Origin of the sequence: Bifidobacterium asteroides, assembly GCF_003202755.1 — a bacterium.
GTDB lineage: Bacteria > Actinomycetota > Actinomycetes > Actinomycetales > Bifidobacteriaceae > Bombiscardovia > Bombiscardovia asteroides_F.
The window spans coordinates 415,371-429,744 of sequence record NZ_QGLK01000001.1 but is presented as its reverse complement, the minus strand read 5'-3'; the positions used below and the strand labels follow the sequence as shown (position 1 = coordinate 429,744).

13 protein-coding genes are annotated in these 14,374 nt (G+C 60.9%); 3 read left to right on the top strand and 10 right to left on the bottom strand.

Annotation, left to right across the window (positions count from 1 at the left end):
• Positions 1-43 precede the first annotated feature (43 nt).
• From DKK74_RS01650 to DKK74_RS01620, 7 genes are all read right to left on the bottom strand, one after another.
• Positions 44-2,467: a S9 family peptidase gene (locus DKK74_RS01650; RefSeq protein ID WP_110412471.1), complete on the bottom strand. Its 2,424-nt coding sequence runs from the start codon at positions 2,465-2,467 to the stop codon at positions 44-46.
• Positions 2,468-2,474: 7 nt separating this feature from the next.
• A complete protein-coding gene (locus DKK74_RS01645) occupies positions 2,475-3,665 on the bottom strand; it encodes an App1 family protein (protein WP_110412470.1) in 1,191 nt (396 codons plus the stop codon).
• 10 nt (positions 3,666-3,675) lie between these two features.
• On the bottom strand, positions 3,676-4,089 hold the full coding sequence (gcvH, locus tag DKK74_RS01640; protein WP_110412469.1) for a glycine cleavage system protein GcvH: 414 nt from the start codon (positions 4,087-4,089) through the stop codon (positions 3,676-3,678).
• 39 nt (positions 4,090-4,128) lie between these two features.
• Positions 4,129-5,733, bottom strand: a complete 1,605-nt coding sequence (locus DKK74_RS01635; RefSeq protein ID WP_110412468.1) for a L,D-transpeptidase family protein — start codon at positions 5,731-5,733, stop codon at positions 4,129-4,131.
• An 81-nt stretch (positions 5,734-5,814) separates the two neighbouring features.
• Positions 5,815-6,852 (bottom strand): NAD(+) diphosphatase, encoded by a 1,038-nt coding sequence (gene nudC / locus DKK74_RS01630; RefSeq protein WP_110412467.1) that lies wholly within the window; start codon positions 6,850-6,852, stop codon positions 5,815-5,817.
• On the bottom strand, positions 6,849-7,706 hold the full coding sequence (locus tag DKK74_RS01625) for an alpha/beta fold hydrolase (protein ID WP_110412811.1): 858 nt from the start codon (positions 7,704-7,706) through the stop codon (positions 6,849-6,851). Before DKK74_RS01625 ends, nudC begins: the two co-directional genes overlap by 4 nt.
• 23 nt (positions 7,707-7,729) lie before the next feature.
• Positions 7,730-8,359, bottom strand: a complete 630-nt coding sequence (locus DKK74_RS01620) for an NUDIX hydrolase family protein (protein WP_029677767.1) — start codon at positions 8,357-8,359, stop codon at positions 7,730-7,732.
• Positions 8,360-8,530: 171 nt separating this feature from the next.
• On the opposite strand from DKK74_RS01620, the gene trxA reads away from it, so the two are divergent.
• Positions 8,531-8,875 carry a thioredoxin gene (trxA, locus tag DKK74_RS01615; protein WP_110412466.1) on the top strand — a complete coding sequence of 115 codons (345 nt, stop codon included), beginning with the start codon at positions 8,531-8,533 and terminating at the stop codon, positions 8,873-8,875.
• A gap of 149 nt (positions 8,876-9,024) precedes the next feature.
• Positions 9,025-10,032, top strand: coding sequence for an aggregation-promoting factor C-terminal-like domain-containing protein (locus tag DKK74_RS01610; protein WP_110412465.1), 1,008 nt, complete (start codon positions 9,025-9,027; stop codon positions 10,030-10,032).
• A 649-nt stretch (positions 10,033-10,681) separates the two neighbouring features.
• Here the strand turns inward: DKK74_RS01610 and DKK74_RS01605 are convergent.
• Positions 10,682-12,082, bottom strand: a complete 1,401-nt coding sequence (locus tag DKK74_RS01605) for an NCS2 family permease (protein ID WP_110412464.1) — start codon at positions 12,080-12,082, stop codon at positions 10,682-10,684.
• Between the two features lie 220 nt (positions 12,083-12,302).
• Here DKK74_RS01605 and DKK74_RS01600 point away from each other — a divergent pair, with 220 nt between their 5' ends.
• The gene (locus tag DKK74_RS01600; RefSeq protein WP_110412463.1) at positions 12,303-12,518 is read left to right on the top strand and encodes a hypothetical protein; all 216 of its coding nucleotides are present in this window, start codon (positions 12,303-12,305) and stop codon (positions 12,516-12,518) included.
• Between the two features lie 4 nt (positions 12,519-12,522).
• On the opposite strand, the gene DKK74_RS01595 is transcribed toward DKK74_RS01600, so the two are convergent.
• Together DKK74_RS01595 and pstB are read right to left on the bottom strand one after the other, a co-directional pair.
• The gene (locus DKK74_RS01595; RefSeq protein ID WP_110412462.1) at positions 12,523-13,509 is read right to left on the bottom strand and encodes an AEC family transporter; all 987 of its coding nucleotides are present in this window, start codon (positions 13,507-13,509) and stop codon (positions 12,523-12,525) included.
• A 68-nt stretch (positions 13,510-13,577) separates the two neighbouring features.
• The gene (gene pstB / locus DKK74_RS01590; protein ID WP_024627440.1) at positions 13,578-14,357 is read right to left on the bottom strand and encodes a phosphate ABC transporter ATP-binding protein PstB; all 780 of its coding nucleotides are present in this window, start codon (positions 14,355-14,357) and stop codon (positions 13,578-13,580) included.
• Positions 14,358-14,374: the final 17 nt, after the last annotated feature.

Below are 14,374 nucleotides of genomic sequence, written 5' to 3'. Positions count from 1 at the left end.
AGGGCCCTTTCCCGACCCTGACCGTATCCCGGACAGGACCGGATCAGCGGCTTTCGGGGACCATGATAGACAGGCACCAGGCGTTCTCGAAGGCCAGTTCCTCCCACTGCCGGTAACGTCCGCTTATGCCCCCGTGGCCTGCTTGGACCTCGATTCTGATCAGCGCATCGGCCCCCACCTGCGGCTCTTGCAGCCTGGCCACCCACTTGAGCGGCTCAACGTAGAGCACGCGGGTGTCGTTCATGGACGTGGTCACCAGGATGGCAGGGAAATGGTCGCTGCCGAAAAGTCGGCGCCGACGATCAGCATCAGGAACGTTCTCGTAGGGTGAGTAAGAACGCATGTACTGGTAGACCTGCTGGTCATGCAGGGGGTCCCCCCACTCGTCCCATTCGGTCACGGTCAGTGGCAAGTCCGGATCCAGGATGCTGGTCAGCGCGTCCACGAAGGGCACATCCGCCTCAATGCCGGCATAGAGCTGCGGGGCCATATTGGCCACGGCCCCCATCAACAGCCCGCCGGCCGACCCGCCGTTGGCCACCGTATGACAGGGATCCGCCCAGCCTTGGGCCTGCAGAGCGGCGGTCACGTCGATAAAGTCCAGGAAAGTGTTGACCTTGTGCAGCCGACGGCCCTGCTCGTACCAGGCGCGGCCCATCTCCCCGCCGCCGCGTACATGGGGGACCGCGTAGAGCACGCCTCGGTCAAGCAGGCTGAGCCGACCGGTGGAAAAGCCAGGGTCCTGGCTGATCTCATAGGCTCCGTACCCGGTGATGAACATGGGTGCAGGCCTGTCCGGATCCTGGTCCGGCCAGGGACGGCGTTCAGGATGATCAGGCGCCTGGATAATCGTGTCATCTAGTCCGGTCCTTCCACAGGCATCCAGCCCCGGATGCATTCCCCACCGCCAGACCAGAGAAACCGGTACCAGAGCCCCATCCCTGACGCGGACCAAAATTCGACGCTCTGCGTAACGCTCGGGTTTAAAGTCGCCTAAAACCCGAGCCCGCTTGAGCAGCCGATCCACACCCCGGACCGGATCCAGCTCCCGCAATTCGGCTGGGGTTCCATAGCTGCCCCGTATGTAGCGCAGCCCAGGGGCCTGGTAGGAGGGGTTGTCCGTGGGGCCGATGCTGTAGAGACGGTCAACGCCATCCCTCCCTTGGTCGGACAGGACCTCGCGGAAGCGCCAGGGTCGGCCAGCACGCAAATCCTCCAATGCCTGATCCTTGGCGATAACGGCCATGTGGGGCAGGCTGTCGGCCCGGTAGGTCAGGACCACGAAGCTGCGGTGGATGCCCAACCCCTCGATGCCTAGTCCGCGAGCGCCCTGGAGGATGGCGGGATTACCCGGGTCCTGATAAGGCTTCTCGGGTGGCAGGGAGGACAGGTCTCCGGAGCGCTCGCAGCCATATGGACTGCCCTGGGCCAACCGTACCCCTTCTCCTAGCTGAAATGGCGGACGGTGGCTGCGCAGATCGATCAGGTCCACCTCGAAGTTGGGGTTGTTCACATTGTGGTAGACCACGGCCACCGGCAGGTCCTCCCCCGCCGGACCGGCATTTTCGAATCGGGCCAAGCTGATGTCGTACTCGACCCCCTCCTTGCGGGGGATCAAGGGCACAAACTCCCCCTGCGGATCCTTCAGGTCCAGCATGACCACCTCGCTGGTGGTCTTGGACCCGGTGGCAATCAGCATGGCGGATTCGTCGTAGCTCAGGCCCAGCCCCACCCAGAAGCGCTCATCGTCCTCCTGGTAGACCATGACATCCTGATCGGCCGAAGTGCCCACCTTATGCCTCCAGACCGTGTCCGGACGCCAGGCCTTGTCCAGGCCGGTATAGAAGACCCAGCTGCCGTCGGGGGTCAGCACCGCCCCGGAGGAGACCTGGTCGATCCGATCAGGCATGTCTCGGTTCTCGGCCAAATCCCGGATGCGCAGGTCGTAGCGCTCATTGCCCCTGGTGTCCAGTCCATAGAGCATCCACCGGCCGTCGGCGCTCAGGTCCAGGCATCCCAGGGAGAAAAAGTCATGCCCTTTGGACTCAGCGTTGGCATCGAAGATGACCTCCTCGCCCGGCATGGACCCAGGCGCTGCATCAGCCTGGACAGCAGGAGGGTCCCAGTCATCCTGGTCACGCACCGGCAGGCGGCACTGCACCCCATACTCCTGGCCCTTGAGCGTTCGGGAGAAGTACCAGTATCCATGCATCCGGGTGGGTACCGACATGTCGGTCTGCTGTACCCGGTCGGTAAACTCCTTCAGCAAAGTGGCCCGCAAACCCTCCTGACCGGCAAGCCGTTCCTGGCAGTATCGGTTCTGATCACGCACATAAGCCTTGGTGGCCGGATCCTCCCGGTTGCGCATCCACTCATAGGGATCCTCGAAGTGATCACCATGGAAGCATCGATCAGTGGGACGGCGTTGTGCACGAGGAGGAGCGGAGTTGACGGCCGAAAAACTCATGGAGCGATTATATTCTGGCGCGACGACGCAGATAGGGTAGCAGGGTTCGCATCAGGTTGGCGCCCGTGGTCCCAAAGAAGACCGGCACCTCCGTCACTGGCATCGGCTGTGTGGCAGTGCGCTTGACCAAGGATCCCAGTCCGGTCTCCCGGGGGCTCAGCTGGCGGATGCCAATAGCCAGGACCCGGCCCGGATATTGCCGTACCACCTGGGCGAAGGTGGAGGGGTCGCTCTGCCCGTCATCGCCCATGAGCACGAAGCGCATCTCGGGAAAGTCGGCCATCAGCTGACGAATGAACTCCATCTTGTGCTGCACGATGGAGGGAACGAAAGTCTTGGGTCTGGGATCCAGATCCCGCAGCAACAAGGGGCCGGCAGGAAAGCCATGGTCACGAATGAATCCACGTATGGACCCCTCCACATTCCAGGGCGAAGCTGACAGATAGAAGAAGGGCATCCTGGGGTCCAGGTCGCGGATGCGGTTGTAAAGGACGGCCATGCCCGGCACCGAGGACCGGCGGTGGGGGTCTGACAGGAGCAGGTTCCAGGCAGCCTTCCAATGATTGGGCACCTGGCTGATCATGATGGTGTCGTCCACATCAGAAATGACGCCGACAGGAGTCTGCCCGGGCACAATGTACAGAGGCGCATCAACGGGCCGGCGGCCCCGCACCTGGTAGGAGACCCGGTGCACGCCTGGGGTCAGCCGATGCTCAGCCACCAGATCCAGGTAGCCCGATCGGTCGGAGAAGACCGCATCCGCGCTCAGACTGCGGCTGGGATCAACGGCATCATAAACCGAGGAATCACCCACCTGGACCCTACCGATAGCCGTACTGTCGATCGCCAGCCTGACCCTGGTCCTGGGCGCGGGCACAGTCAGCAGGCCACGAATGCCACGAATGGCCGGATCCTCGCGTCTGCGGCCGTCGGTAAGAATGGTACGGCAGATCAACCGGGAGTATGACTCGGTACCGTAGCCCACATAGGGTTGAACGTCGGCCGACCAGCCCAGACGTCCGGTCATATTAATGGACAGCCCCACCCATAGGTCGAAAGCACCGGTCAACAGTCGCCTCAGCAGACGCACCGGAGCCGGTCTGCTCTCGATGCCCTCCCCGGGCGCAGCTGAATCGAAGGTGGTGCTGACCGGTCGGACCCGAAGGGGCCCTTCATTGCGACCGAATCGCCTGGTCATAACTGGACCGTCAGTTCAGGCTCTTCAGCAGCTGACCATACTCCTCGGCGCTCATCAGATCGGGCTCGTCGTCCTCCAGGTCGATCTTGGCTATCCAGCCTTCCCCGTAGGGGTCGGAGTTAATGACTTCCGGATCGTCCGAGGCTGCCCTGTTGACGTAGGCGATGGTGCCCGCCACCGGGCAAACCACCGGCTCAACAGCCTTGGAGGACTCCAGCTCGATGACCTCATCGCCAGCATCGACGTGGGTACCAGTCTCGGGCAGGTCCAGAAAAACCAAGTCTCCCAGCTGGTCCGCCGCATACTCGGTCACACCCATTGGCGCCGGGGACTGACTGGGGTCGATCCAGACATGATCCTGCGAATATCGCAGGTGTTCGGGCACATCCAGACGGGAAGTTCCATCACTGTATTCATCGCTCATGATTCCAGCCTACTCGGCCGTCTGCCGGGGCAGGTGCTCCTAGCGGGCCGGGCCCGACGGAACCTGCCCCTCCACCTTGACCATGGTCCCAATTGGGGCGTTGTCAAAGATCCACTTGGCGTCTTGTTCATACATGTTGATGCAACCATGAGATCCGTATTGGGCAGGGTCGCCCTTGGCAATGCCGCCATAGTTCCAATTGGCCGTGTGGAAGCCCTCGCTGCCGTTGTAGTAGGAGACCCATTTGACATTGGGCGAGACGTAGTCATCCCCGCGCATGGTCTGGACCGCGTAGCGCACATTGATGAAGAAAGTGCCGGTGTCGGACCAATTCCCGTCATGGGGCTTGCCTGAGCATATGGGAAAGGTCTTGACCTGGGTGGTGCCGTGGTAGGCGGTGGCGGTTTGATCGCTGAGGTTGACCTGAATCCAGATGTCGCCGTCGGGCACGTCGTAGCGTGCTACTCGGGTCTGCTCCTTGTGGGGTGTGATCTCGGCGCTCGCCTGGACCGGATTCGCGTCGCCCTCTTCCAGAGCCTTGACGACCAAGTCTGCCGTGGTGGACACATCCGTGACCCGGACACCGTCCACTCCCTTGGTGGTCTCGGCCACCACATCGCCCTTGGTGTTCTTGACGTTGACAGCGGTGACCATATCCCGGTCCAGCCGCCGAGCCAGCTCCTGGTCCAGGTACTGCTTGATGGCCTGCCGATCGAAGCCCAACTCCATGGTCCCCTTGTCCAGATCAGTGACTGGCTTGACCCAGGTGGCCACAGTGACGGCCGGGACGGTCATGCGGTCATCATCGGCACCCTTGATGACCAGGTCCTTGGCCAGTCGCTGGTTGGCCTGAGAGGCCACCTGATTGGCGGCGTCCAGGCTGATGGGCATGGTCACGTCCTTATAGACCAACCCTACGGCCAGATGCCTACCAGGCTTATCTATCAAGGAGGAGACGGCACCCTGTACGCGGCCCAGATCAGGCGCCTTGCCTCCGCGACCCTCCTGGGCCCGGAAGGCGTGTGCACCTTGATCGAAAACAATGGTGGAGGGAACAGACCGGTCCTGGCGGGGAATGAAGCGTTCTGTCAGATACTTGTCCATAGCCAGCTGATCCTGCTCGGCCACCAGCGGCACCGACTCGCCATGGAAGGGGTTCAGCCGGGAGAGGCCTGCGGAGCCCTTGGCATTCATGATCTTGGTAACCGTGGCATCCGAATCCACGCTTACCCCCAGATCCTTCAGTCCCGCCCGAGCGGTGGTGCCTTCACCTCTGAGTTCCACCTGGGAGTCACGTACCTGTCGATCGACGATCTGCCTGACCTGGTCCTTGGTCCGGCCCATCATGACCTGCCCTCCCAGGGTGACGCCAGGGGCCACCCGGTCGCGGAAGAAAGCACGAACACCGAACCAGCAGCCTACGAGAATCAGTACAGCCAGAAGCAACAGGGCCAGGATGGTGCGTCCTCGATGACCGCTTGAAGGAGTCTTATGGGTTGCGCCAGCACCGAAAGCCTGATCTGCTTGTTCGTCGGCGAACAAGTCCACAGGGTCGGGCCCGTTGCCGGTCGTCGGCGGCATGGTCACAGTTTCGGCCTGGTCGACATCATAGATACGAGGCTCTTCTTGCCCCTCCATGGCCATAACACACCTTTCGCTGCTGACAGTTCCTTGAAATATCTTACGACAAGACCAGGTCCGAAAGCACAACACCACTCCAATGAATCAGAGCTCGCTGCCGTACCACTGCTCAATCATGTACCTGGCCACACTGGCCGCCTGGGGTATGCGCAACCGGCCCGAGGCCAGAGCAGCCCCGAATTCCTCCCGTGTGAACCAGTCGGCCTCATCAGTCTCCTGACCATCCACCCGGATATTCGTATTCAGGGACCTGGCTCTGAAGGCCACCATCAGCGATGAGGGGAAGGGCCAGGGCTGGGAACCCAGGTACCGCATCTCCCCCAGGTTCAGGCCCACCTCTTCCAGGGTCTCCCGCCGGACTGCATGCTCCAGATTCTCCCCAGCCTCGACGAATCCAGCAGTGATCGAGCGAAAGCCAGGAGCCCACTTCCGGTTGTGCTGGAGCAGAAGCCGATCACGGCCGTCCACCACGGCCATGATCACTGCGGGCTCGATGCGGGGAAAGAGTATGTGTTTGTCCCCGGATGCATTCCCATGGCAGATCTGAGCCCATCCAGCCTGGCAAGGATGGACCAGTGCGCCACAGCGAGGGCAGAAGGCCTGGCGTCCATGCCATACGGACAAAGCGACCGCACAGGTTGCCAGGCCCACCTGACGCGGACGGCCATGAGGGGCATACTCACGCAGGGCAAGCCAGTCAAAACGCTGATCCGCGGCCTGAGCCAGGTCACGAAGAGGGACCTGGACAGTCCCACGAGCACAGGCAAGATCCAGATCCAGGGCCAGCCAGGCCTGCTGGTCGGCCCTCCCCAAGTAGTAGCAGGGCGGCTCGAGCTGGTCCGTCGAGCCCGCCAGACGACCTCGCAAATATGCAGCAGGCAGGGTGGCCAGACGGATGCTGGCCCCAGTGCGGCCAGCCAAAGCACCCTTGCCCCTGGGCACGGCCACCCTGTCGCCCCGCACCAGGATGACGCCTGTGCCGTCCTGGTCCAGCAGGTGGTCAAGCAACCCGGGCTGTTGACGCGACGCCGTGTCGTAGTCCACATCCCCCTGAGCCAAGGGCAGAAAAGGCAGGGGTCCGGTAAGGGCCAGCGGGGAAAAGACCGTCCCAGAATCGCTCATGACTGCCTCCCCACGCGACGAACCAGGTCCAGCAGGGCCGTGGCCACCTGATCTGGATGCTCGACAGCGCTGAAGTGGCCGCAGTCGTCAATGGCGGTAAAAGTAACGTCGGTTCCGGCCTGACGCATGGTCTGGGCCAGCGGCTCCATGGTGCTTGGGGGGCTGGAGGGATCGCAGCGGCCGCTGACCAGGGCCACGGGCACTCTGATGCGGCCGACCAGATCGCTCTGATCCGGACGGCCTGCAGCCATCCGCTCCCGCCAAGCGATGCCCCTGGGATCCTGGGACTGTATCCATTCGGTCATGGTCTGCACGAAGGCGGGAGAACGCTTGACCGTGGAATCGCCCTCCTGGGGACTGGCGAAGTGCATGACCGGATCAAGTGTTCCCTCCACCTCACAGGTTCGGGCGATCTGCAGCCGGTTGGCACGAGAGGCCGGACGGTCAGCCATCAATGTGGTGTCACATAGGGCCAGTCCGGCCACCATCTGCGGATAAAGCCTTGCTACAGCCTCGACCAGATAACCTCCCATGGAAAGTCCGACCCAGATGGCCTTCTGCGCTCCCGTGGCGGCGATCATGCCCACAAAGGCTTGAGCCATGGCATCCAATGCGCCGGGAAGGGCGCCATCGGAATCTTCCGGACCACAAAAAGCCGGCCCAGGCAGGGGAGATTCGCCTGCTCCCGGCATATCCGGAGCATAGACAGGGAAGGGGGTCATACCCGCACGATCCGCCTGCGCAATCAACGAGGCCGCGCACCGGTCCCACATGCGGTGGTCCACAGGGAAAGCATGGACCAGGACCAGCGGCAGCCCCTCCCTATGACGATATACGGTATTGGCGATGGTCATGCCCGCCTCCAAGGATTCGCGATTCACAGTGCACCGGCCCAGGTCAGTGCGCTCATCAGCACCTTGCCATGCCCGCCGGGCATCTGGCTCATGAAGGACTCCAGCATGTCCCCTTTGGGATCGATCCACTCCACGTCCAAGGTCTCGTCCTGGGGCTTGCAGTCCCCGGCCACCGGTACCAGGTAGCACAGCGCAATGGCGTGCTGGCGTGGGTCGTAGTACTCCGAGACCCCCGGCGTGGGAAAGAACTCGGCCACGGTGAAGGGCTGGGGGCTAGCAGGCAGCATGGGCAAGGCCAGCTGGCCCAGATCCTTGGCGATGTTTCTGGCCAGAGCCTCCCTGATGGTCTCGTGGTAGAGGATCCGTCCGGTGATCAAGGTGCGCTCGATGTTGCCCTGATCGTCCACGCGCAGAAGGGTACCCACCTGAGTGACTGCGCTCATTTCATCCACGCGAACCGGCACTACCTCCACATAGGGCATGGGCAGGCAGCGCCGGGCACGGTCGATAGCGTCACGGTCCAGCCATCCGGGGGGATTCGAGCCCGAAAAACCCCGATTGAAGTCCTCTGGGGTAATGTGTGAGAAAGCGCCACGGTCGCGATCGGCATCGAAGTCGTCATCATCGGGAATCTCATCGTTCAGCACTGGCATGGCTCCATTATCCGCACCAGGCTTGACCGCCCACGGGACCCCGGCGGACATCTCCACCCAGAGCATATTCGGGCGCTTTCTCCAGCCTTGATGGAATGCTGATGATTGAAAGCGGTTGCTAAGCACGGGAGCTTCCCGCGCGACAGTCAAACTACTTCAAGGAGCGTTATCATGGCCACCACGACTATTACTTCGGAAAACTTCGAGCAAACCATCAAGGACAACGACCTGGTGCTCATTGACTTCTGGGCCACTTGGTGCGGACCCTGCAAGGCCTTCGGCCCCATCTTCGAGAAGGCTTCGCAGGCCAACTCAGACATCGTCTTCGGCAAGGTGGACATCGACCAGAACCAAGATCTGGCCGCGGCCGCCGACATCCAGGCGGTCCCCACGCTGATGATCACCAAGCAGGGCCAGATTATCTTCAAGCAGGCCGGTGCACTCAGGTCTTCGGATCTGGACGACCTGATCGACCAGGCACGAAAGGCCGATCTGTCAACCCCAGCACAGGCCTGAGTCAGTCGAGTTGGTTCCACGACCGATTTGCACTAAGGTAGTGTCGTGTTTGTCCAGTGACCCTTTCGGTCTTGCCGGAAGCATGCGGTCGATAGGAAGCATTAAGTCGGCTGATCACTGAGGATCTGTCGGTCCAACAGAGGAGAGTAATGGCGAACCACCGTAGAGGACGGATGAGTGCGGTCAAGGCTCTGACCAAGCGTCAGTGGTTGCGTTTGGCTGCCGGTGTCACTGTTCTCGGCATGGTCGTTGGCGCAGGCTTCGTTTCGCGCGACTTCTACACATCCACTGAAAACTCGGCCAAGTCAGGCGTAACATCCTATTCAGCCACTCAAGATGTGGGTACGGTGTCCCGCGGCAGCACCAGGCAGGCCATCCGCAACGGTGCGGGCGGCGCAAACGCAAACACCTCCTATGTGAGTGTGCAGATCAACGGGAAGAACAAGGTGGTCCTGGGCACAGGCTTCACCGATGTCAAATCCGTGCTGGAGGCCGGGGACATCACCCTGCAGCCGGGAGACCAGATCACACCCTCTCTGACCACTCGCGTCAATGAGAAGACCGTCATCCGCATCGACCGTGCCGGCGCCCAGGTCAAAACGGACGAGTCGCCAATTCCCTTCAACACCATTGAAGAGAAGACCAACTCTCTACCTGCGGGTACCACCAAGGTCAAGACTGAGGGGCAGAACGGTGTCATGGAGACCACCAGCCTGGTCACCGCAGCCGGCAACAAGCACCTGACCAGCAATATCTTCGCCTCCTTCGTCAAGACGGTCCCCGTCGACAAGGTGGTCCTGGTGGGCACTGGTGGCGGCACCCCTGCACAGGCCGGCTCGACCACCACTACAGTCCCTGTGGGCGAAGCCCAAAGCATCGCCCACGATCTGGTTACCTCCCGCGGCTGGGGAGAAGATCAGTTCACATGCTTGGTTCAGCTGTGGAATAAGGAGTCCGGCTGGCGAACCAACGCCGCCAACCCATCGGGCGCCTATGGCATTCCTCAGGCATTGCCTGGCAGCAAGATGGCCTCGGCCGGTCCCAACTGGCAGACTGATGCTCATACCCAGATTGTTTGGGGACTGGGCTATATCCAGGGCCGTTACGGGAACCCCTGTGGTGCTTGGGCTCAATCCCAGGCGGCCAACTGGTACTGATCCATTTTCCTACCACCTGAACCAGGAATCCCCGGCAGACCTCCCAAAGTCTGCCGGGGATTTTCTATATAGGGCAATCTATACAGGGCCACCAATCATCCCGTCATTTTGATTATCCGTTTTGGACTTGAGCGCAATGTTTGCTCACCACGAGATCAGCAGTAAGGCAGACAACAACCAGGATTTATTAAACCAGAACCCTTGGTCGGCCATGCGTCGCAGATCATTCGCTCCCTTGTCAAGATGCCTCCTATCAACCGGGTATCTTTTTGTCGTCTTCGGAGCAGAAACGGGACTGTCCTCGCACCAGCCGTTAGGCCCGCGCCGAGAAAAACCGAGACACCATTTTGAAGCTCAATGTGACTTCGCAACCCATAAAAATGGCGCTATATCCCCCCCCCCTAATCCATCCTGGCTCCCACCTTTTCAGGGGGGGGGGGAACGGGACGAGGGATATCAGCTTGCTTTATAACAGGATTGCCAGTTGAAGCCGCTCAACCAGATCACGGACCAGTAGGGCCTCGCCACTACACATGCGGCGAGGCCCTACTGCTTTGTTGTGTATTTTCTCTCAGTCTCCCCTAGCCAGCAGCTTGCCAAGACCGAATCCTGCACAACTTGGATAGACCTGGAATTCGAAAACCTTGTTCTAGAGGACAGCCTGAAGCACGAAGTCCAGGATGAAGAGGGCCGAGACCGCCCAGATGATGGGGTGGACCTCCTTGCCCTTGCGCTTGCAGACCATGGTCAGGCAGTAGGTGATGAAACCGGCGGCCACGCCATAGGAGATGGAGTAGGCAAAGCCCATGAAGATGGCCGTGAAGAAGGCCGGAATAGCCTCAGACAATTCGCCCCACTCAATCTCGGCGAAGGAGCTCATCATCATGCAGCCCACAATGACCAGAACGGGTGCGGTGGCCGCCGATGGCACAGCCGAAATCAGCGGAGCGAAGACGGCGCTGAGTGCAAAGCAGGCGGCGATGACCACCGAGGTCAGTCCGGTTCGGCCACCGGCTGCGATGCCTGCTGCGGACTCTACGTATGTGGTGGTATTGGAGGTGCCGAAGAGAGCGCCGATGGAGGTTGCGGTGGCATCGGCGAACAAGGCCCTGTCCATCTTGGAGCTGAAGCCACGCCCCGTCTCCAGAGCCTGCTCATCCTCGGCTGAGAAGATGCCTGAGCGCCGACCGGTGCCCACAAATGTACCGATGGTATCGAAGGTGTCCGACAGGGAGAAGGCGAAGATGGTCACCAGAACCACGGGCAGCTTGGCCGGGTCGGAGAAGAGAGCAGGGAAGCCCTCAGGACTGAAAATGGCCAGGAAGGTCTGCGGCAGCTGTGACCAGGCCTGGCCCAGATCGACCGACTTGGCCATGCTGGTGACCCCCATGGGAATGCCCAACAGCGTGACCGCGATGATGGCGATGACAAAGGCGCCTTTGTTGATGAAGGCCAGGTGTCCCTTAAACTTGAAAATCAGGAGGAAGACGGTGAGCAACAAGCCGATGACGAAGAGGATGACCCCTGGGGTGTTGAAGGTGGTCAGTCCAGGGTTGGCACCTGCTGCCGAGGTCTTATCGGGGGTGAACTTGATGATGCCCACATTGAGCAGACCCACATAGGCGATGAAGACACCGATGCCGCCGCCGATGGCGTGCTGAAGCAGGGGCGGAATGGCCTGGATGATCATCTTGCGCAGCTTGGTTGCCGTGACCAGGATGTTGATCAGGCCGCACAGGAAGACCATGCACATGGTCTGCTGCCAGGTGAAGCCCAGCCCCTTGACCACGGTGAAGGTGAAGAAGGCGTCCAGCCCGACACCTGGCGCCACACCGTAGGGCACATTGGCCACCAGACCCATGATCAGGGTGCCGATGATGGCAGCGATCAGGGTGGCGAGAAAGACGGCACCCCAGGGCATGCCTGCAGTGGAGAGCACCGAGGGATTCACCACGATGATGTAGGCCATGGCGAAGAAGGTGGTGATGCCTGCTACCACTTCCGTAGAGACTGTGGTATTATTATCCGAAAGCCGAAATAGCTTATGCATATTCGATTCCTTATTGTCTTATTTGGCGATGAGACAAGGAAAGAATATCACGAGCACTCGGCTTTTTCTGTTACAAGCCCCCTGCTGCCAACCTTCTATCAGGCTCCAATACCACCTCAACACCTTCCGCTAACTTATAATCGGCATACCGGCACGGCCCTGAAGCCGTCCTCATTGACGGGGATGGGCTGACGGATGCAGCGCTTTCAAGGAGGGGTATATGCCCAGGAACAATCATTGGGATCAGGACGATCAGAAGCAGTATCAGCATGTGCACGACAGCGAAGTCGATCGTGGACAGGATGAGCGCGTTGCCGAACGGATCGCAGCAGCCACGGTCAACAAGCAGCGCACCCGCGAGGGCCGCACCCTGCGTCAGGAGCAGGAGCGCCGCGACCAGGGCAAGGACGATAAGAAAAGCAACAGGAAGGACTGAATCCTCATAGGGCGCCCATCAGCAGATGCGCCAAGACCATGAGCACCGCACCGATCACCGCAGTCAGGGCCAGGGTGAATCCCGCCAGTCGGGCGTTGCCAAGGACCTTGTCAGTGAACATGGTGGCGAAAACCGCTGTCGGAGCCAGGCAGCACAAGGCCACCGCCTGACGTATCAACGGTTCGAAGGGCAGCAGATACCATGCGGCCGTCGCGAACAGGATGCCGAAGGGCAGTCGCCAGGCCAGAATCTGCAATACGGACTTGACATCATCCCGTCCGCCGGGCAAGTCCATGAGCATGCCCACCATAAGCATGGAGCAGAATGCGTTGGCCGCCGAGAATGGACGGGTGATCTGGGCTGACCAGCCTGGCAGCGAGATCCCGGTCAGCATGAAGACCACCATGACCATGTAGGTGTCGAAGGAGGGCGAGCTCAGGAAACCCTTGGCTATAGAGATGGCTGCGGCCTTGCGATGAAGTTTGCGGGCATCAGGGTCATCCAGCTTGACCGGCTCCCCTGCATCGGGATCCAGGGACTGGCCCGGTCGAATATGCAGAAGCCCCTGGGTCATGACGTTGGTCCCTGCAGAGACCATGACCGAGTTGCCGATGTCGAACATGGCGGCGGGCACCAGGGCTGCCGTGCCAAGCAGCGACTGAAGCATGGGGAAGCAGAAGCATCCGATGTTGAAACCCGACCCGTTGAGCATAAGAAAAGCCCGCTGGGCCGTATGACGATGCCTGCTGGTCAGAAAGATGGCCAGGGGCGGAATCAGCGAGGCAACGAAGGCGAAGGCCGAGACCAGAAGCAGGCTGGGATTGTGGGGGTTGGTGGCGAAGGAGTAGATGATGGCCCCGGGCAGGACCAGATCGAACACAATGGTCTGCAGCACCCGGTAGTCCAGCGGACGAAAGAGGCCAAGACGCTTGAACAGGTAGCCCACCAGGATGATGCCCAAGAGGGTGGCCGGTTCCAGCAATACTCCCATGCCGTCGCTCCTTCCGCGGATGCCGGAACCATGATACCTGACGGGCGGGTGCGCGGACCGGTTCTGTCTCAGCCGAAGCGACCGGAGATGTAGCGCTCGGTGTCCGGCTCATGCGGGTTGGAGAAGATGGTGGTGGTGTCGTCCATCTCCACCAGGTGACCGGGCTGACCCACGGCCTTGAGGTTGAAGAAGGCTGTATAGTCCGAGACCCTGGCGGCCTGCTGCATGTTATGGGTGACGATGACGATGGTGTAGTCCCGCTTGAGCTCGTTGATCAGATCCTCCACAGCTAGGGTGGAGATGGGATCCAGGGCCGAGCAGGGTTCGTCCATGAGCAGGACCTGCGGGTGCACAGCCACTGCACGGGCAATGCAGAGCCGTTGCTGCTGACCACCTGAGAGCCCGATGCCTGGCTTATCCAAGCGATCCTTGACCTCGTTCCAAAGATTGGCACCGCGCAGGGCCCACTCCACCAGATCGTCCGCGTCGGACTTGGCGATGTGCTTCTTGTTGAGTCGTATGCCGGCCAGAACGTTCTCCCTGATGGACATGGTCGGGAAGGGATTGGCCCTCTGGAAGACCATGCCCACGTCCCTGCGCACCTCGACCGGATCCACATCCGGCCCGTAGAGGTCACGACCTTCCAACAGCACCTGCCCGCTCACATGCGCACCCGGGGTGATCTCGTGCATGCGGTCCAAGGTGCGCAGGACTGTGGACTTGCCGCAGCCGGATGGGCCGATGAAGGCAGTGACCTTGTTAGCCTGGATGCGCATGTTTACGTCTTGGACAGCCAGGAAGTCGCCGTAGTAGACGTTGAGGTGGTTGATGTCTATGCGTTGGCCCATGTTTCGGCCTCCGTTTC